21 protein-coding genes and 1 rRNA gene are annotated in these 19,613 nt (G+C 29.3%); 13 read left to right on the top strand and 9 right to left on the bottom strand.

The window, feature by feature from the left end:
- Positions 1-65: 65 nt before the first annotated feature.
- The 9 genes from rsmG to N4A48_RS00465 all read right to left on the bottom strand — a co-directional run bounded on the left by rsmG (position 66) and on the right by N4A48_RS00465 (position 7,229).
- The gene (gene rsmG / locus N4A48_RS00505) at positions 66-785 is read right to left on the bottom strand and encodes a 16S rRNA (guanine(527)-N(7))-methyltransferase RsmG (protein WP_293663715.1); all 720 of its coding nucleotides are present in this window, start codon (positions 783-785) and stop codon (positions 66-68) included.
- Complete coding sequence (mnmG, locus tag N4A48_RS00500) at positions 778-2,670, bottom strand: tRNA uridine-5-carboxymethylaminomethyl(34) synthesis enzyme MnmG (RefSeq protein WP_293663714.1); 1,893 nt, start codon at positions 2,668-2,670, stop codon at positions 778-780. The genes rsmG and mnmG overlap by 8 nt, the downstream gene beginning before the upstream one ends.
- 224 nt (positions 2,671-2,894) lie before the next feature.
- The gene (mnmE, locus tag N4A48_RS00495) at positions 2,895-4,274 is read right to left on the bottom strand and encodes a tRNA uridine-5-carboxymethylaminomethyl(34) synthesis GTPase MnmE (protein WP_293663713.1); all 1,380 of its coding nucleotides are present in this window, start codon (positions 4,272-4,274) and stop codon (positions 2,895-2,897) included.
- A gap of 77 nt (positions 4,275-4,351) precedes the next feature.
- Positions 4,352-4,975, bottom strand: a complete 624-nt coding sequence (gene jag, locus N4A48_RS00490; protein WP_293663712.1) for an RNA-binding cell elongation regulator Jag/EloR — start codon at positions 4,973-4,975, stop codon at positions 4,352-4,354.
- 4 nt (positions 4,976-4,979) lie between these two features.
- Positions 4,980-5,657 carry a YidC/Oxa1 family membrane protein insertase gene (locus N4A48_RS00485; protein ID WP_293663711.1) on the bottom strand — a complete coding sequence of 226 codons (678 nt, stop codon included), beginning with the start codon at positions 5,655-5,657 and terminating at the stop codon, positions 4,980-4,982.
- A 30-nt stretch (positions 5,658-5,687) separates the two neighbouring features.
- Positions 5,688-5,909 (bottom strand): membrane protein insertion efficiency factor YidD, encoded by a 222-nt coding sequence (gene yidD / locus N4A48_RS00480; RefSeq protein WP_293663710.1) that lies wholly within the window; start codon positions 5,907-5,909, stop codon positions 5,688-5,690.
- Positions 5,910-5,919: 10 nt separating this feature from the next.
- Positions 5,920-6,270 carry a ribonuclease P protein component gene (gene rnpA / locus N4A48_RS00475; protein WP_330665015.1) on the bottom strand — a complete coding sequence of 117 codons (351 nt, stop codon included), beginning with the start codon at positions 6,268-6,270 and terminating at the stop codon, positions 5,920-5,922.
- 61 nt (positions 6,271-6,331) lie between these two features.
- Positions 6,332-6,466, bottom strand: a complete 135-nt coding sequence (gene rpmH / locus N4A48_RS00470) for a 50S ribosomal protein L34 (protein ID WP_099189744.1) — start codon at positions 6,464-6,466, stop codon at positions 6,332-6,334.
- Positions 6,467-6,749: 283 nt separating this feature from the next.
- Positions 6,750-7,229, bottom strand: coding sequence for a GNAT family N-acetyltransferase (locus N4A48_RS00465; RefSeq protein WP_293663709.1), 480 nt, complete (start codon positions 7,227-7,229; stop codon positions 6,750-6,752).
- A 934-nt stretch (positions 7,230-8,163) separates the two neighbouring features.
- Here N4A48_RS00465 and dnaA point away from each other — a divergent pair.
- From dnaA to N4A48_RS00400, 13 genes are all read left to right on the top strand, one after another.
- Positions 8,164-9,483 (top strand): chromosomal replication initiator protein DnaA, encoded by a 1,320-nt coding sequence (dnaA, locus tag N4A48_RS00460; RefSeq protein ID WP_293663708.1) that lies wholly within the window; start codon positions 8,164-8,166, stop codon positions 9,481-9,483.
- A 237-nt stretch (positions 9,484-9,720) separates the two neighbouring features.
- A complete protein-coding gene (gene dnaN / locus N4A48_RS00455) occupies positions 9,721-10,830 on the top strand; it encodes a DNA polymerase III subunit beta (RefSeq protein WP_293663707.1) in 1,110 nt (369 codons plus the stop codon).
- Positions 10,831-10,997: 167 nt separating this feature from the next.
- Positions 10,998-11,204, top strand: coding sequence for a S4 domain-containing protein YaaA (yaaA, locus tag N4A48_RS00450; RefSeq protein ID WP_293663706.1), 207 nt, complete (start codon positions 10,998-11,000; stop codon positions 11,202-11,204).
- A gap of 16 nt (positions 11,205-11,220) precedes the next feature.
- Positions 11,221-12,321, top strand: coding sequence for a DNA replication/repair protein RecF (recF, locus tag N4A48_RS00445; RefSeq protein ID WP_293663705.1), 1,101 nt, complete (start codon positions 11,221-11,223; stop codon positions 12,319-12,321).
- Positions 12,322-12,333: 12 nt separating this feature from the next.
- The gene (remB, locus tag N4A48_RS00440; RefSeq protein ID WP_293663704.1) at positions 12,334-12,597 is read left to right on the top strand and encodes an extracellular matrix regulator RemB; all 264 of its coding nucleotides are present in this window, start codon (positions 12,334-12,336) and stop codon (positions 12,595-12,597) included.
- Positions 12,597-14,498: a DNA topoisomerase (ATP-hydrolyzing) subunit B gene (gyrB, locus tag N4A48_RS00435; protein ID WP_293663703.1), complete on the top strand. Its 1,902-nt coding sequence runs from the start codon at positions 12,597-12,599 to the stop codon at positions 14,496-14,498. The genes remB and gyrB overlap by 1 nt, the downstream gene beginning before the upstream one ends.
- A 20-nt stretch (positions 14,499-14,518) precedes the next feature.
- Positions 14,519-16,945: a DNA gyrase subunit A gene (gene gyrA / locus N4A48_RS00430; RefSeq protein WP_293663702.1), complete on the top strand. Its 2,427-nt coding sequence runs from the start codon at positions 14,519-14,521 to the stop codon at positions 16,943-16,945.
- 86 nt (positions 16,946-17,031) lie between these two features.
- Positions 17,032-17,292, top strand: a complete 261-nt coding sequence (locus N4A48_RS00425; RefSeq protein ID WP_293663701.1) for a YtxH domain-containing protein — start codon at positions 17,032-17,034, stop codon at positions 17,290-17,292.
- 3 nt (positions 17,293-17,295) lie between these two features.
- Positions 17,296-17,571, top strand: coding sequence for a hypothetical protein (locus tag N4A48_RS00420; protein WP_293663700.1), 276 nt, complete (start codon positions 17,296-17,298; stop codon positions 17,569-17,571).
- Positions 17,572-17,586: 15 nt separating this feature from the next.
- Positions 17,587-17,904: an STAS domain-containing protein gene (locus tag N4A48_RS00415; protein ID WP_293663699.1), complete on the top strand. Its 318-nt coding sequence runs from the start codon at positions 17,587-17,589 to the stop codon at positions 17,902-17,904.
- Between the two features lie 59 nt (positions 17,905-17,963).
- Positions 17,964-18,350 (top strand): ATP-binding protein, encoded by a 387-nt coding sequence (locus N4A48_RS00410; RefSeq protein WP_293663738.1) that lies wholly within the window; start codon positions 17,964-17,966, stop codon positions 18,348-18,350.
- Positions 18,350-19,129, top strand: a complete 780-nt coding sequence (locus N4A48_RS00405) for a SigB/SigF/SigG family RNA polymerase sigma factor (RefSeq protein ID WP_293663698.1) — start codon at positions 18,350-18,352, stop codon at positions 19,127-19,129. Before N4A48_RS00410 ends, N4A48_RS00405 begins: the two co-directional genes overlap by 1 nt.
- A 381-nt stretch (positions 19,130-19,510) precedes the next feature.
- A 16S ribosomal RNA gene (locus N4A48_RS00400) occupies positions 19,511-19,613 on the top strand; the annotation flags it as partial.

The raw sequence follows: 19,613 nt of genomic DNA, 5'->3' as shown, positions 1-19,613 counted from the left end.
ATATTTTTATACGACAACTTACTTTATTTCTTGGGAAATATGAGTCTTTTCTGACACCCTTTTCATTACTTTATAGGGGTTTTTGATGGTTTCCCCGCTTTTCGTGGATATTTTGTTGGAGTATTTTTTATTTTTTTAAAAATCACTATATTGTGTTTTATGTCTGTAAAAGGAAGATTTACATCTATTTTTTGTACAAATTCAAGTCCTAAAACGTCGATTGCTTTTTTAGATTCTTTTAATTCCTCATTAAGATAAGGTCCTTTTAAACAAACAAAGTATCCTCCAACCTTTATAAAAGGGGTACAATACTCTAAAAGAACAGGTAAGGAGGCAACCGCTCTTGCTGTTGCTACATCATATTGTTCCCTATAATTTTCATCTTTTCCAAAGTCCTCTGCTCTTCCATGCACAAACTCGACATTATCAAGTTCTAAGTTATTACAAACTTCTTTTAAAAAATTGATTCTTTTGTTAAGAGAATCAAGTAATGTCAAATTTAAGCTGTCCATACATACTCTTAAAGGAATACCAGGAAAACCTGCTCCTGTTCCAACGTCTATTATTTTATCATTTTCTTTTATATATTCTGAATTAATGCAAGCTATAGAATCTATAAAGTGTTTTATATAAACCTCTTTTTCATCTTCAATTGCAGTAAGATTCATATGCTTGTTCCACTCAAGTAGTATATCCTTATACTTTTCAAATTTATCTATATTGGTTTCACTTATATCTATATTAAGCTGCTTAAGACCATCTTTTATAATATCTCTATTACTCACTCTTATCACCTCTACCTCTTCTAAGTTGCTCAAGGTATATTAATAAAACAGATATATCAGCAGGAGAAACTCCAGAAATACGAGATGCTTGTCCTATTGATATAGGCTTTATACTATCTAGTTTTTGTCTAGCCTCAAGTCTTAATCCGCTTATTTTAGAGTAATCTAAGTCTTTATTTAGCCTTTTGTTTTCTAGCTTTTTAAATTGACCTATTTGCTTTAGCTGTTTTCCTATATATCCTTCATACTTAGATATTATTTGGCACTGCTCTTTTATAGCTTTAGATAGTTCTAAGTCAGATTTTTTACCTAATTTCTCTAATAGTTCATAGTCAAACTCTGGTCTCTTTAAGAACTCATAAAGACTAATACCTGTAGTTATTCCAGGAAGATTCATTTCCTCTAGATTTTTATTTACTTGACTTGGAGTAACTCTTTCTTCTTTTAGTCTTTCTATTTCTTGTTCTAATTCAGATTTCTTTTTTATAAATTTATTGTATCTATCATCTTTTACAAGACCTATATCTCTACCTATTTGAGTAAGTCTTAAGTCTGCATTATCTTGTCTTAAATAAAGTCTATATTCACATCTTGATGTCATCATTCTATAAGGTTCATTAGTTCCCTTAGTAACTAAATCATCTATTAAAACTCCTATATAAGCTTGTGATCTATCTAATATTAATGAATCTTTTCCTTGTATTTTTAAAGCTGCATTTGCTCCAGCTATAAGTCCTTGTGCTGCTGCTTCTTCATATCCAGACGTTCCATTAAATTGTCCTGCACTGAATAAATTCTCAACTCCCTTTATTTCAAGAGAAGGATTAAGCTGTGTAGGATCTATACAGTCATACTCTATTGCATAAGCTGGTCTCATTATCTTACAATTTTCAAGACCTGTTATGGATCTATACATATCTATTTGAACCTCATAAGGAAGAGATGTAGATATACCTTGTATATACATTTCTTTAGTGTGATTACCTTCTGGTTCTATAAATGTTTGATGTGATAGTTTGTCGTGAAATCTTACAACCTTATCTTCTATAGAAGGACAATATCTTGGTCCAACACTATCTATTTCTCCACTATACATAGCAGATCTTTTTATATTATCATTTATAATTTTATGAGTATGCTCAGTAGTTCTAGTAAGATAACAAGGTTCTTGCTTTAGCTCTAATTCATCATTCATAAATGAGAAAGGAGTTATAACATCATCTCCCTTTTGCTCTTCCATTTTAGAAAAATCAACAGTATCTCTATGAACTCTAGCTGGTGTTCCTGTTTTAAATCTTCTCATTCTAAGTCCTAATTTCTCAAGACTTTCAGTCAAGTGCTTAGAATATCCTAGTGCATTAGGACCTTCATAAAAGCTAACCTCTCCTATATATATCTTAGAATTTAGATATACTCCAGTTGATAAAACTAGAGCTTTACAATCATAAATGGCACCAAGCTTAGTAGAAACTCCTTTTATAACATTATTATCAGCTATTACATCTACAACCTCGTCCATTAGAACTTCTAGATTTTCTTGGTTCTCTAGTTCTTTTTTCATTTCTTTATGATATTCATACTTATCAGCTTGTGCTCTTAGTGAGTGTACAGCTGGTCCTTTAGCAGTGTTTAACATTCTACTTTGTATATAAGTTTTGTCTATATTTATACCCATTTGACCACCAAGGGCATCTATTTCTTTAACCAAGTGACCTTTTCCCGTTCCTCCAATAGATGGATTACAAGGCATTAAAGCTATAGAATCTAAAGACATTGTTATTATCAGTGTTTTACATCCCATTCTAGCCGATGCTAAAGCGGCTTCACATCCAGCATGTCCAGCACCAACAACTATAACATCGTATTTTCCTCCGTTAAACTTCATGTTCATCCTCCTCATGTTTCACATATAATGTTTCACGTTAAACATTATACTACAAATATTATTCTATATATCTAAATTTCGACCTATAAAGTGAAACTTAATTTAGATGGAGTTTTTACTCCAGCTAAATTTTTAGTTGAACTAATCCAGAAGCTGTAGAGTTCTTATCTCCAGCCTTATTAAGAGGGTGGAGTCTTAGAACTCTTAGCTTTCGGATTAATTATCTATTTTCCTATACAGAAATCTCTAAATATCGTATCTAATAAGTCTTCAGATACTGTATCTCCGCTAACTTCACCAAGATAATCCCATATATTTTTAAGATCTACTTCTATAAAGTCAAGAGCCATATTATCCTCAATAGCATTTATAGCATCATTTATAGATTTTATCGCTTTTTCTAGTGAGTCCTTATGTCTAACATTAGTTATCATAACGCTATCACCTTGTGAAACATTGCCTTTATATACCATATCGGCAATTTCATTTTCCAGCTTATCGATTCCTTTTCTTTCTAGAGCAGATATCTTTATTATTCTTTTTTCGTCTATATATTTTTTTATCTTTTCTTCATCTAATTTATTTTCAAGATCACTCTTATTTATTAAAACTATAGTATTTTTATTTTTAACATTTTCAAGTATATCTATATCCTCTTCTGATAATTCTCTTGATGCATCAAGAACAAGTATAGCAAGATCTGCTGATTCGAAAAACTCTCTTGATTTTTGTACTCCTATTTTTTCTACAACATCCTCTGTTTCTCTAATACCTGCTGTATCTATTATTTTAAGAGGTATTCCCTTTATATTTACAAATTCCTCTATTACATCTCTTGTAGTACCTGGTATATCTGTAACTATAGCACGGGATTCTTTAAGTATTGCATTTAATAAAGATGATTTACCTACATTAGGCTTCCCTACTATAACAGTCTTAAGACCATCTCTTATTATTTTTCCAGTTTCAGATGTTTCATAAAGGTCTATTATATCTTTCCTTAAATCTTTTGATTTATTGTATAATGTTTCATAAGTTATATGCTCTACATCTTCATCAGGAAAATCTATTGCAACTTCAACATGTGCAAGAAGCTCTGTTACTTTATTTCTAAGTTCTTTTATTTTAAATGAAAGGCTTCCTTCTAGTTGGCTTTGAGCTACATTATAGCTAATATCTGTCTTAGCATTTATTATATCAATAACAGCCTCAGCTTGAGATAAATCAATTCTTCCGTTTAAAAATGCTCTTTTTGTAAATTCTCCAGGTTCTGATAGTCTAGCTCCTTTTTTTAAAACTAATTCTAATATTTTTTTTACAGAAATAAATCCTCCATGACAATTTATCTCTATAACATCTTCTCTAGTATAAGTATGAGGTCCCTTCATATAAGCAAGTAATACCTCATCTATGATTTTTCCATCATCCACAATAGTTCCATATATTAAAGTTCTTGGATTATTATCTTTTATGCTTTTTTTATTAACCGATTTAAATACGCTCTCTGCTATATCAAGAGCCTTTTGCCCACTCATTCTAACTATTCCTATCCCACCTTCTCCAGGAGCAGTAGCAATAGCTGCAATAGTATCATCTATATACAAGTAAATCACCTCTTTATTTTTAAGTTTCACTTTATAGCAAAAATAAACCCCCTTAAATACTAGGAGGTTTTTTGTTCTTACTTATTTTTAACCGCTATAACAACTTTTCTATTAGGATCTATTCCCTCGCTGTAAGTGTTAACATATCTATCATTTTGAAGTGCTGAATGTACAATCCTTCTTTCATAAGGATTCATAGATTCAAGCTTTATAGTTTTTTTAGTTTTAGCACATTGCTTAGCTAGTTTTCTAGCATATCTTATCAAAGACTTTTCTCTTTTTTCTCTATAATTTTGTATATCTATTAAAACTCTTATTTTAGTATTTGAGCTTTTATTTACAACTAACCCAGTTAAAAACTGAAGTGAATCTAGGGTATATCCTCTTTTTCCTATTAAGGAAGTTGCATCTTCACCCATTAGATTTATACTTATTTCGTTATTCTTTTGAGTTATTTTTATTTCACTTTCTATATCCATACAATCTAATATATCTTGAATGAATTTTCTAGCTAAATCTTTAGGAGTATCCTTTAAAGTTACTTTTATTTTGGCTAATTTATTTCCTATAAGACCTAAAAATCCTCTACTTGGCTGATCTATAACCTCTATGTCTACATCTTCTTTAGTAACATTTAACTCTCCCAAAGCTTTATCTAAAGCCTCTTCTATTGTTTTCCCTGTTACCTCTAAGAATTTCATCCTCTTACTCCTCCTTGGCTTTAGCAGGCTTAATAATAAACTGCTGTTGAATAATTTGGAATATATTACTTACTACCCAGTATAATGTAAGTCCACCTGGGAAGCTTTTACCCCACCATAATATCATCAATGGGAAAAAATAAAGCATCATAGTTTGAGTTGAATCCTTTTTGCCCCCTTTTGGAGTCATCATAGCAGATGATATGTAAGTAGTAAGAGCCGCTATAATCGGTAATATCCAAGGTAAGGCAAATCCACCTACCATTATTACATCTGGATTTGATAAATTGTTAAGCCATAAAAAGCTTGTATCTATAGCATTATAAGCTGCTTCTGATTCAAATACATATTTAGCCGGATTTCTCAATGCAGAGAAAAGTCCTATTAATATAGGCATTTGAACTAATAAAGGAAGACACCCTGCTACAGGATTTACCTTATGTTCTTTATAAAGAGCCATAACTTTTTGGTTCATCTTTTCTTGATCATTCTTATATTTTTCTTGTATTTCTTTTATCTTTGGTTGTATATCTTGCATTGCCTTCATAGATTTTGTTTGAGATAAAGTAAGCGGAAGCAATGCTCCTTTAACCAATATAGTAAATATAACTATAGACCATCCATAATCCCCTACTATATTGAATACGATTTTTAATAGTGCACCTAGAGAACTTGCAAACAAAATAAAAACCTCCTAAATTTACTGTATTAATTACTTAACAGGATCATATCCTCCTTCGTGAAAAGGATGACATTTTAAAATTCTCTTTATAGACAAATAAGACCCTTTTAAAAATCCATACTTTTCTAAAGCGTCTATAGCGTATTGAGAACAAGTAGGATAGAATCTACAGGTCTTACCTTTTATTGGAGATATAAATTTTTGATAAAATCTTATAATTAACTTCAAAAGACCAATTATATATTTATTCATTATAATCCCCTTATCTTCTTACAATATTTGCTTTTTTAAATAAATTTATCATTGATTTCTGAGTTGATGCAAAATCCGATTCACTAATTGGTATTCTAGCTATAAATACAAAGTCATAGCCTACTTTAAGATTATTGTCATTAGAATACAGTCTAAAGCTCTCTCTCATTCTTCGCTTAACCTTGTTTCTAACTATAGCTTTTCCAATTTTTTTAGAAATCGAAAAACCAACCCTATTTATATCCAAATTGTTTTTTACAACATACATAACCAATAACCTATTTGCAAATGACTTTCCTCTTTTATAAACATTCCTAAAATCGGAGTCCTTTTTTAATCCATTAGCATTCACAAAATCCATCTTTAATTTCCTCCAGCCCGTAAATTGCACAAAAGGACCACATCTAGCGGCCCCTAATAAACTAAGCTGTTAATCTTTTTCTACCTCTGTCTCTTCTCTTCTTAAGAATTCTTCTTCCACTTGTAGTCTTCATTCTTTTTCTGAAACCATGTTCTTTCTTTCTTTGTCTCTTTTTTGGTTGATAAGTTCTTTTCATCCAAAACACCGCCTTTCATTATATATTCTTCTATTTAAAATTTTTAAATTAGATCACCTTATTTGAAAGTGAGCATACTACCTATAAAATTATATAATTATTGCTTTTTATTGTCAACGAATTTTTGTGTTAATTTTATTTATTAGACATAGAAAAAACTGCTAATCAATTATTTAGTATAAACATTAAAATTTAAATTATTCATTATTATGTAAATTATTAAATTCATATAACTATAAAAACTATCTATTAAAATACCTCAAATGAGACTATTAATAGTAAATTATAAGCTCAGTTCCATTTTTCTGTTTCTTGTTGACATCCCCAATGTTTCATAAAACTTAATAGCCTTTTTATTAAATTCACTTACAGTTAAATGTATAGATGAAATATTTTTTGATTTTGCATAATCTACGATATGGTTAAATAAGAATTTTCCAACACCAGTCTTTTGATGGTTTGATTTAACACAGAAATCATCTATATAAATAAATTTAGATGGTATAAGTAAATTAATATTTCTTTGGTGTATAATTTGAATAATGCTATATGATATTAACTCATTGTTATAAATGTCTTCTACTACAAATAGCTTTGTATTATCACTATTCAATAAATCTTCAAATCTATCTTTTAGCAAAGGATTATCCACTTCCAAATAAATATCTGGTCTATTTTTGACATGTAACTTATGTACCTCCCTAACAAAATTGCTAATATCAATATAATCATTTTCAATTGCTTCTCTTATTTTTAAATCCATATCAATTACCTCCTTATTTTATTATATATAATTTCTATCACAATAAAAAATGGAGGGCGTTTAAATGTTAGCTACTTTTCGTTAATATTTTTCCATAAAACTTAGATTCCACAGACTGAATATACGTTAAGAAACTTTTTTGTTTGACCGTAGGGAGTTTAAAAGTTTTAGTATATTTAGTCTGTGAAATCTTTAGTTTTATAAAAAAGTCTTCCTTCTGAATATTTTCAATGTAGACTTTTTTGAAACTCATAACGAAAATTATACTTAATCCATAATTTGAATATGATTATAATTTCCTATTCGTTATAAAAATATTGACTAAGTAGCGGTATTTAAACGCCCTCCATTTTTGGATTAACCACTAATCTAAAATATAAAATACTATTTTTAGCTATATTTTTTCCTATTTAAGTCAATATTTAAAATAATAGAATGAATACTTTTAGGTATGTATATCTATAATTTTACAAAATAGAACAATAAAATAAAATTATATCTGTATAATATTATCCACATAAGGTTGATAATGTGGATAAATTGTATTTATTGTATTGCAGTTTACAACAATATTTGATATTATAATTTTACCTGTTGATAATGTGAATAGAAAAATATAATTTGTTATAGTTATACACAATTTGTGGATAACCCTGTGTATAATATTTATATTTTTAATTTATTTTTGCTTATATACTATTTATATACTATGAAAAAATAAATTGTTGATACTTATAATAGACTTATCAACAATTTTTATTATTGCTTAAATTTATATCAAATTATATTTTTTTATACATGTTTATCCACAAGAATACTTCAAATATCCTCAAGCACTTATATTATATATTATTATTTGACATATATTATTTTTAATTATTTTATTGTTAATAACTTTGTGGAAATAATTTAATAAACTTAGGAGGTAATTAATATGGATTTACTTTCCTTATGGGAAAATTCTCTTAAATTAATAAAAACAGAATTAACTCCTGCGAGTTTTAATGCTTTTTTTAGTCCTATTGAACCTCTAAAGATAACTAGTAATACTATATTGTTATCTGTTCCTAATGATTTTACTAAAGGAATTTTAGAGGCTAGGTATATGAATTTAATAGAGAGCTCTATAAACCAAATATCATCTTCTAAATATAAAATAAAGTTTATATTAGATGAAGAAGAATTAAGAAATTTTGAAAATGAAAACGTACCCAAAGTAGAGGTTCCAAGCTATTCAAACTTAAATCCTAAATATACTTTTGATACATTTGTTATAGGAAATAGCAATAGATTTGCTCACGCTGCATGTGTTGCTGTTGCAGAAGCTCCCGCTAGAGCTTATAATCCTCTGTTCTTATACGGGGGAGTAGGTCTTGGAAAAACACACTTAATGCAAGCTATTGGTCATCATATTTTATCTCATACAAAGAATGCAAAAGTAGTTTATGTATCATCTGAGAAATTCACTAATGAGCTTATAAATTCTATAAAAGATGATAGAAATGAAGAGTTCAGAAATAAATATAGAAATGTAGATGTTTTATTAGTTGATGATATTCAATTTATTGCTGGTAAGGAAAGAACTCAAGAGGAATTCTTCCATACATTTAATACTCTTCACGAAGCTAATAAGCAGATTATAATATCTAGTGATCGACCTCCTAAAGAAATTCCTACTCTAGAGGATAGATTAAGATCTAGATTTGAAATGGGCCTTATAACAGATATTCAAGCTCCTGACTTTGAAACAAGAATCGCAATTCTTAGAAAAAAAGCTCAAATGGAAAATATAACGGTACCTAACGAAGTTATGTCTTATATAGCTAAATATATAAAATCAAATATAAGAGAACTTGAAGGAGCTTTAACTAGAGTTGTAGCTTACTCATCTCTTACAAACAAAGAAATTTCATTTGAACTTGCAATTGAAGCCTTAAAAGATATCATTTCTTCTTCTAAGCCTCAAGAATTGAATGCAGCTCTTATAAAGGAAAAAGTATCTGAATACTTTAATATAAAAATGGACGATTTTAGCTCTAAAAAAAGAACTAGAGCAATTGCATATCCAAGACAGATAGCAATGTATTTAACTAGGGAACTTACAGATTTATCTTTACCAAAGATTGGCGAAGAGTTTGGGGGTAGGGATCATACTACTGTAATTCACGCACATGATAAGATAGTTAAGGATATAAAAACTAACTCAGATATAAAAGATAGAATAAATAAAATAATTAGCGATTTAAAGGAGTAGTTATTCACAAAAAGGCGTTGATAAAATCTTAATAGATTGTGAATATTTTTTTTGCTTTTTAATAATCCACTAAAATGTTAATAAAATGTTTAGGGTAATCAACATTCTATCAACATACCAAAAGTATAGATTTCAATATTCATAACGACTTATCCACAAATCAACAGCCCCTATTACTACTACTGCTATTTTTTTTATTATATTTTTATTATATTTATTCAAAGGAGGTTATCCACATTGAAAATAATTTGTAGTCAAAAACTATTGGCTAATAAAGTGAGTACTGTTCAAAAAGGAGTTTCAAATAAAACGACTGTTCCTATTTTAAAGGGAATTTTTATTGAAACTGTTGATAATAAAATAAAATTGATTGGTAATGACCAAGAATTAGGGATAGAAACTTTTTTAGATGCAGATATAATAGAAGAGGGCGCTATAGTTATTGATTCAAGACTATTTGGAGATATTATAAGAAAATTACCAGATTCATTTGTTGAAATAACTACAGACTTAGAAAATAATATATGTATCAAATGTGAAAGCTCTGAGTTTAAAATAAAGGGACATGATCCGAATGAATATCCAAAACCTGAAGAAGTTGATGAAGATAGATTTTATGAACTTCCTGAAGAATTATTTAAAAATATGATAAAGCAAACTGTTTTTGCTATATCTCAAGATGAAAGTAAGCCTATACTTATGGGAGAACTTTTAGAAGTTCATGATAATGATATAAATTTAGTTGCAATAGATGGATATAGATTAGCAATTAGAAGCTCTAGTATAGAAAATAATGTTGGAAACAGTAAGGTTATAATCCCGGGAAAAGCCTTAAATGAAGTTAATAGAATATTATCTGAAGAAGAAGGTAACTTTAAAATAGCTTTCACAGATAAGCATTGTCTTTTCTTAATCAAGGATACAAAGATAATAACTAGACTTTTAGAAGGTGAATTCATAAACTACAAGCAATTAATACCAAGAGAATATAATTTAAGAGTAAAGGTTGATACTAAAAAATTATTAAGCAGTATTGAGAGAGCATCTCTTTTAGCTAAAGAAGGTAAGAATAACTTAGTTAAATTTTCAATAAGAGATGATAATATGACTATAACTTCTAACTCTGAGATAGGAAATGTTCATGAAGAGATTCCTATTATATTAGAAGGTGAGGACTTAGATATTGCTTTTAACTCAAGATACTTTATAGAGGCTTTAAAGATTTTAGATTGTGATGAAATATACTTAGAATTTACTACTAGTGTTAGCCCATGTATTTTAAAACCTGTAAGTGGAGATAACTATGTATATTTGTTACTACCTGTAAGAGTTTCAGCAAACTCGTAGTGAAACTTAATTCAAAGAGATTGTTTAGTATTAGCTATTTTAGCTTTTGTATAAACCCAACTTAGGTAAGTTGGGTTCTTTTGTTTTAAAATATTCGATAGAAATACTTTTTTATTTATTATATGATATAATAGAAAAATGCATTAAATATGTAGGAGGCGTTTTTTATGAAACACATCAAAATAGATTCAGAATTTATAAAGTTAGATCAACTTTTAAAATTAGCTGATATAGTAGGTTCTGGTGGTCATGCTAAGAATATAATAGCAGATGGTGAAGTTAAAGTTAATGGAGAGGTTGCTCATCAAAGAGGAAAGAAAATAAGATCTAATGATATTATAGAAGTTGATGGGATTGAGATAAAGGTACTATAGGATAGGGGAGCTTTTTGTGTACTTAAAAAGTATCAAACTTATTAATTTTAGAAATTATGATCAGTTGTATCTAAATTTCGATAAAAAAATAAATTTATTGTTAGGTAAAAACGGACAAGGGAAAACTAATATATTAGAAGCTATATACTTAATGAGTATAGGAAAGTCGTTTAGAACTAACAAAGATAAAGAATTAATACGATTTAATAGTGAAAACAGCTATGTAGGTGGAATATTTTGCAAGAAACTGGAAGATAATATAATAGAGTTAGTTATTGGAAATAACGTGAAAAAAGGCATAAAAATAAATAAAATTTCAATAGATAAAATTATGCATTTATTAGGAAATTTAAATGTTGTTATATTTTCGCCAGAAGACCTGAAACTTGTAAAAGATGGTCCAAAAGAGAGGCGAAAATTTATAGATAGAGAGATAAGTCAGATAATTCCCTTGTATTATAATTACATTTCTAATTACAATAAAATATTAACTCAAAGAAATAAACTATTAAAATCTAACTATATAGATGAGAATTTACTTGACATATATGACCAAAAACTAAGTGAATATGCAAGATATATATATTTGTATAGAAGAGATTTTATAAAGAAAATAGAGTTGTTATCTAAAAAAATTCATAAAAACCTAACTAGAAGTTTAGAAGATTTAAAAATAGAATATGTAAATCAAATTAAAGTAAATGAGGATGATGATTTAGAAGTTTTAAAAAGTAAATTTTTAAATCAATTAAAATCTAGTCGAAACTTAGATAGACAATATAGAACTACAAAAATTGGACCTCATAGAGATGATATTAGTATTTTTATAAATAAATTAGATGTTAGATTGTATGGATCTCAAGGACAGCAAAGAACAGCATCTATATCATTGAAGTTATCTGAAATAGAACTTATAAAAGAGGAAATAGGAGAATATCCAATTCTTCTATTAGATGACATATTCAGTGAGTTAGACCAAAGAAGACAGAAATTATTAATTGAAGAATTTGAAGAAATTCAAATTTTTATAACTAGTGCTGAGGAGAATCATAAACTGATTTTTGAAGATAAAGATGTAAATATAATTTATATTGAAAAAGGAAGGGCTAACCAGTAGGAGGATTTTATTATGTTTTTACACTTAGGAGCAGATTGTGACATTTTGATTAGTGACATTATATTTATACTTGATTCAAAGTGTGCTTATGATTTTAAAAAAGAAAATGAACGAATAGATAAAATAATTAATCTAACAGAACAAAATCCTAAATCTATTATAGTTACAAATCACGATAATAAGTTTTATGTATATTATTCACCTATTTCATCGATAACCCTTTTAAAAAGAGCTGGAATAAGTAATCCTGCTTTCTTGGAAACGGAGGTAATATAATGAATAAAGAATATGGAGCAAGTCAAATTCAAGTGCTAGAAGGATTGGAACCTGTAAGAAAAAGACCTGGTATGTACATAGGATCTACTGGACCAAGAGGACTTCATCATTTAGTTTATGAGGTAGTGGATAATAGTATAGACGAAGCCCTAGCTGGATACTGTAGTGAAATATACGTATCTTTAGAGAATGATGGAAGTGTGTGTGTTATAGATAACGGACGTGGAATACCTGTAGAAAAGCATCCTCAAACAGGAAAATCTACTGTAGAAACCGTTTTAACTGTACTTCACGCAGGAGGTAAGTTTGGATCAGGAGGATATAAGGTTTCAGGAGGACTTCACGGAGTTGGTGTGTCTGTAGTAAATGCATTGTCTGAATGGATTGAAGTAAGCGTCAAAAGAGATGGAAAGATTCATTCTCAAAGATATGAAATAGGAAATCCAATATCAGAGTTAGCTGTAGTTGGAGATACTAATGAAACAGGTACTACTATAAGATTTAAGCCAGATGAGACTATATTTGAAGAAGTTGTATTCAAATATGAGACACTAGAGCACAGACTTAGAGAATTAGCTTTTTTAAACAAAGGAATTAAAATAATATTAGAAGATAAAAGAGCGGATAAAGAAAAGAAAAAAGAATTTCACTATGATGGTGGAATTATTGAATTTGTAAAACATTTAAATAAAACTAGAACTCCTCTCCATGAAGATAGTATGTATTTTGAAAGAAAAGTAGATGACTATATAGTTGAGATATCTATGCAATATACAGATACCTACACTGAAAATATTTATGCATTTGCTAATAATATAAATACTCATGAAGGTGGAAGCCATTTAAGTGGATTTAAGAGTGCGCTAACTAGAACTGTAAATGATTATTCTAGAAGAAACAATTTCCTTAAGGATAAAGATGGGAACTTATTAGGAGAAGATATAAGAGAAGGTCTTACAGCTATTATTTCTGTAAAGCTTCCAGACCCTCAATTTGAAGGGCAAACTAAGACAAAGCTTGGGAATCCTGAAGTTAGAAGTATAGTTGAAGGTGTTACTGTTGAGGCTTTTGGATCTTTCTTAGAAGAAAACCCAGCAAGTGCTAGAACAATAGTTGATAAATCTCTTAGATCTCAAAGAGCAAGAGCTGCTGCTAAAAAAGCTAGAGAACTTACAAGAAGAAAGAGTATTCTTGGAAGCACATCTCTTCCTGGTAAGCTTGCTGATTGTTCAGAAAAAGACCCCGCTCTTAGTGAGATATACTTAGTCGAAGGGGATTCAGCAGGTGGGTCTGCTAAACAAGGTAGAGATAGAGAGACTCAAGCGATTCTTCCTCTTAAGGGTAAGATATTGAATGTTGAGAAATCAAGACTTGATAAAATATTAAATTCAGAAGAAATAAGAAATATGATAACAGCTTTTGGCTGTGGTATTGGAACTGAATTCGATAGTGAAAAGCTTAGATACCATAAGATTGTTATAATGACCGATGCCGATGTGGATGGAGCTCATATAAGAACTCTTCTTCTTACTCTATTCTTTAGGTATATGAGACCTTTATTAGACAATGGATATATTTATATAGCACAACCTCCATTATATAAAATAAAAAAGGGAAAAACAGAGGTTTATGCTTATTCAGATAAAGAAATGAATGAGGTGTTAGATGAAATAGGAAGAAAATCTGTTAATATTCAAAGATATAAGGGTCTTGGAGAGATGAATGCAGAGCAATTATGGGATACTACTATGAATCCTGATACAAGAACCTTACTTCAAGTTTCTATTCAAGATGCTGCTATGGCTGATGAGGTATTTTCTACGCTAATGGGAGATAAGGTTGAACCTAGAAGAAACTTTATACAAGAAAATGCAAAATATGTAGATAATTTAGATGTATAAGAAAGAGAGGGGATATTTAAATGAGTGAATATAAGGATAGGATAGTCCCTGTTGAAATAGAAGATGAAATGAAAAAATCGTATATCGATTATGCGATGAGTGTAATAGTTGGACGTGCACTTCCTGATGTAAGAGATGGATTAAAGCCAGTTCATAGAAGAATTCTTTATTCTATGAGTGAACTTAATTTGACTCCAGATAAAGCATATAGAAAATCAGCCCGTATTGTTGGGGATGTACTAGGTAAGTACCATCCACATGGAGATAGTGCTGTTTATCTTGCTATGGTTAGAATGGCTCAAGAATTTTCTACTAGATATACTTTAGTTAACGGTCACGGTAACTTTGGATCAATAGATGGAGATTCTCCTGCTGCAATGCGTTACACGGAAGCTAAAATGGAAAAACTTACGATGGAGCTTTTAAGAGATATAGATAAAGAAACAGTAGATTACACACCTAACTTTGATGATACATTAAAAGAACCATCAGTTCTTCCATCTAGATTCCCTAACTTATTAGTTAACGGGTCTAATGGTATAGCCGTTGGTATGGCAACTTCTATTCCTCCACACAACTTAAGAGAGGTTATAGATGGTGTTATTCATTTAATTGACAACCCAGATTGTGATGTAGAGGATCTTACTGAATTTATAAAAGGACCAGACTTCCCAACAGGATCTACTATAATGGGTAAGGAAAGTATTATGAAGGCTTATAGAACTGGTAGAGGAAAAGCAAAGGTAAGAGCAAAGGCTGAAATAGAAGAAACATCAAAGGGCAGAGAGCAAATAGTAATAACAGAGATTCCTTATCTTGTTAATAAGGCTAAGCTTGTTGAAAAAATAGCTGACCTTGTTAAGGATAAGAAGGTAGAGGGAATATCTGATCTTAGAGATGAGAGTAATAGAAAAGGTATGAGAATTGTAATAGAGATTAAGAGAGATGCTAATGCAAACATAGTCCTTAACAAGCTTTATAAACATTCTCAACTTGAAGATACTTTCAGTATAATAATGCTATCTCTTGTAAATGGAGAGCCTAAAGTTTTAAATCTAAAACAGATGTTATATTACTATTTAGAACATCAAAAAGATGTTGTAACTAGAAGAACTCAATATGAGTTAAGAAAAGCAGAAGAAAGAGCTCATATATTAGAGGGATTAAAGATAGCTCTTGATAATATTGATGAAGTCATAAGCATCATAAAGGCTTCTAAGAATGGTCAAGAAGCGAAGATTAATCTTGTTGAAAGATTTGATCTTAGTGAAATTCAAGCGCAAGCTATACTTGATATGAGACTTCAAAAGCTTACTGGTCTTGAAATAGAAAAGATTCAAGAAGAATATGAAGAATTATTGAAGGTTATAAATAGATTAAAAGAAATATTAGCAGATGAGAGAATACTTTTAAATCTTATAAAAGATGAAATAACACTTATAAGGGATAAATATGGTGATGATAGAAAAACTGATATACAAGCAGTTGCTGGTGAAATAGATATTAAAGATTTAATCGAAGATGAAGAAATTGCCGTAACATTAACTCATTTTGGATACATAAAGAGACTTCCATCTGATACTTATAAGAGCCAAAAAAGAGGTGGAAAGGGAATATCAGCTTTAACTACTAGAGAAGAAGATTTTGTAGAGCATCTAATAACTACTACTACTCACAGTAGACTTGCATGTTTCACTAATAAGGGTAGGGTTTATAGAATAAATGCTTATGAAATACCTGAAGGCAAGAGACAAGCAAAAGGAACAGCTATGATAAACTTAATACCTCTTGATAAGGAAGAAAAGATAACAGCTTTAATTCCTATACCTGAGGAGCATGAAGAAAAATACCTTGTTCTTTGTACTAAGAATGGTATAATCAAAAAGACTGCTTTGAGTGAATTTAGAAAGAGTAATAGAAATGGATTAATAGCTATTAACTTAAGAGAAGATGATGAGCTTATAGGAGTTAAGATAACTAATGGAAATCAAGAGATTATGTTAGTAAGTAAGGACGGTATGGCTATTAAGTTCAGTGAGAAAGATGTTAGAGAAATGGGAAGAAGTGCTATGGGAGTTAAGGGTATAAGCCTTAATAAGGATAATATAGTGGTTTCTATGGAGCTTGTAGATGAAGGAAGTGAACTTCTTGTTGTAAGTGAGAATGGTTATGGAAAAAGAAGTTGTGTAGATGAGTACAGAATACAAAATAGAGGTGGAAAAGGCCTTAAAACTTATAATATAAATGAGAAGACAGGAAGCTTAATAGGAGCTAAGGTAGTAAATGAAGAAGATGAGCTTATGATGATTAATTCTGAAGGAGTATTAATAAGAATTGCGGTAGAAGAAATATCTAAGCTTAGTAGAGTAACTAGCGGTGTTAAACTTATGAGAACGGATGAAGAATGTTATGTAGTGTCTATGGCTAAAATAGCTGGAGAAGAATAGGGGTCAAATCCTATTCTTTTTTCATATAAAATCTGATAAAATAATTTTAAAATCAATAACTTGATTTATCAAAAAGGGGGTTTAATATGAGCAAAAAGAGTGGATATTTTATATTTGGAGGTTTAATAGGAGCGATAATAGCTTTATTATTTGCGCCAAAGAGTGGGAAAGAATCTAGAGAAGATGTATTAAATGTAACTAGAGATATAGTAAATGACCCTGAAGAATTTAAGACAAAAGTTAAAAGTTCCATGAAAAACATAATTGATAGATTGAGTGATGATGAAATTATTAATATTGAAGATGAAATAATTATAAGTAAGACTTTTGACAAGGAGGAAGAATAAAATATGGAAATTAGTGTATGGCAATTAGGCATATTAATAATGGCTATAGGATTTATATTTGTTTGTATAAATTTAGGAAATGCAATAAAATCTTCCAGTAAAATAATAATAAACTTAAATAAAATGATAGAACAAAATGAAAAAAAAGTAGGAAATATAGTGACTAACTTAGACAGTATAACTGGAGACGTTGAAAAAATAATGTCGTTAGGAAGTAATATATCGGGAATTATACAAAGTGTAAAATTTGTAAATAAAATATTTGTGAAAAAAAAGTAAAAAGGAGCGTTGGATATGTCTATTATAATAAACAAAAATTTTGATGATAATAAAGATTCATGGAATATAGATGTACATGGAGAAATTGATATATATACAGCTAATGAGTTAAAGGATAGCTTGATAGAGTCTGTATCTTCAAATACAAAAGATATAATTCTAAATGCTTCTAATTTAGAATACATAGATTCTACAGGATTAGGAGTGTTAATAGGAATATTAAAAAGATTAAAAATAAATGAAAAGGATATATATATAATTAATGCAAAGCAAAATGTAAAAAAGATATTCAATATAACTGGTTTAGATAAAATATTTAAAGTGGAGGGATAAATTTGACACCAGTAATTAAGAAAGAAGATAAGGAAGATAATATAATAGATACAATAGAGATGACAATACCTAGCAAACCTGAATATGTAGGGGTTATAAGGCTAACTGTTTCTGCAATTGCAAATAGAATGGGATTTGATATAGAAGAAATAGAAGATATAAAGGTTGCAGTAGCAGAAGGATGCACTAATGCCATAAAACATGGATTAGATAAAAATTTTTATGTTAATTTTTTAGTATCACGCAGTAGTTTATCTATATTAATAAAGGATGATGGAAAAGGATGCAATCCATCTCAAATACAAGAACCGGATTTATTAAATCCTAAAGAAGGTGGGCTTGGTCTTTTTATTGTTAGAAGTCTTATGGATGAAGTAGAATTTACATCTGAAGAAGGATCTGGATCAATAGTAAAAATGACTAAGCACTTAGGAGATGATATTTAATGAAAAATGTAGCAAAAGCTACAAATAATAATGATAAATTAATAGATACTAAAGAATTATTCATAAAATACAAAGAAACGAAAGATATAAATATAAGAAATAGATTAATTGAAAACTATATATATATAGTTGATATACTATCTAGAAAATTCATTAATAAGGGAATTGAATATGAAGATATTTATCAGGTTGGATCATTAGCACTTATATATGCTATTGATAGATTTAATGTAGAAAAAGGATATGAATTTTCGAGTTTTGCAACACCCACTATAGTTGGAGAAATAAAAAAATACTTTAGAGATAAGGGTTGGGCTGTAAGAGTTCCAAGAAGAATACAGGAATTATCAAAAAAAGTTAATAAAGCTAGAGTTGAGCTTCAACAGAAAAAACAAAAGTCTCCCAAGGTTATAGATATAGCTATTTACTTGGGATGTTCGGAAGAAGAAGTTTTAGAGGCCATGGAAGCTTCTCAAGGATATAATACAACATCACTAGATATAACCTATGATAATGATGGAGATGATAAGCAAGTTAAGCTAATGGATTTAATGGGTGATGAAGATAAAAATTTCTCTAAAATAGAAAATGAAGATTTCTTACATAAATTTATGAAAACTCTTGATGAGGTTCAAATTAAAATCATGAAAGATAGATTTTTTAATAATAAAACACAAAGTGAATTAGCAAAAGAATTGAATGTATCTCAAATGACAATATCTAGAATAGAAAAAAAGATAGTGGCAAAACTAAGGCAAGAATATGAAAAAATACAATAAATTTCCTAGAAAAAACTCTCCCACTTCTAAAAGTGGTGGGAGTTCATTTTATAACGAATAGGAAATTATAATCATCTTTAAATTGTGGATAAGTATAATTTTCGTTATGAGTTTCAAAAAAGTCTACATTGAAAATATTTAAAAGGAAGACTTTTTTATATACAAGGTATTATAAAATTCTCATATTGCGGATAACTTATTAAAAAAAATGTAGAAAAGTGTTGACACATGAAACGATAAATGATATATTATTACTTGTAGCCGACACGGCCACAAAAACTGGAAGTGAACTTTGAAAATTAAACAGTAGGTTATAAATAAATCACAACAGTGATTTTCGGAAAAACACATTAAGTCAGTTTACTGAGTACTGACAAACTTTTATTTAAGAGTTTGATCCTGGCTCAGGATGAACGCTGGCGGCGTGCCTAACACATGCAAGTCGAGCGGAGATTATAAAGCTTGCTTTATAATCTTAGCGGCG

This window comes from Tepidibacter sp., from assembly GCF_025210165.1.
In the GTDB taxonomy this organism is placed as follows: domain Bacteria; phylum Bacillota; class Clostridia; order Peptostreptococcales; family Peptostreptococcaceae; genus Tepidibacter_A.
This window is presented reverse-complemented; position numbering and strand designations above follow the sequence as displayed.